Genomic DNA, 476 nt, shown 5'->3' on the forward strand with positions numbered 1-476 from the left:
ACTCTAAACAAAACACGTATACTTTAACTAGAAGTATTTCGAAACCATAACATAGAATAACCGTCTACTTAAATTAAAAGTAGACGGTTATTCCTATTATATAGAGGACAAAATAACAGCAAATTAAAAAACTACTATAGAAACCTACCATTATTTACCCATTTTCTTTGACTAATCTTTTCATTTGGATTTATTATAAAAGTATAACATAATTACAGGAGGTGACATCTTTATTCCAAATTAGGAATAAAGAACACACTTGGACATATTAAATATTTTTCTCATCTTTATACTTATCCTTATTTCTGGTTTTTTCGTTGCTTCAGAATTCGCTGTCGTAAAAGTACGAAAAAGTCGAATTGACCAGCTTGCTAATGAAGGTAATAAACAAGCATTAGCTGCAAGAAGCGTTTTATCTAACTTAGACGTTTATTTATCCGCTTGTCAGCTTGGCATTACTATCACCTCTTTAGGAC

The 476-nt window shown here is 30.5% G+C and carries 1 protein-coding gene; it reads left to right on the top strand.

The window, feature by feature from the left end:
- Positions 1 to 259 precede the first annotated feature (259 nt).
- Positions 260 to 476 (top strand): CNNM domain-containing protein (locus AC1DJR_RS33265; RefSeq protein ID WP_477004596.1); only part of this gene is annotated, 217 nt, incomplete at its 3' end.

Source organism: Bacillus sp. 05T31, from assembly GCF_056396725.1.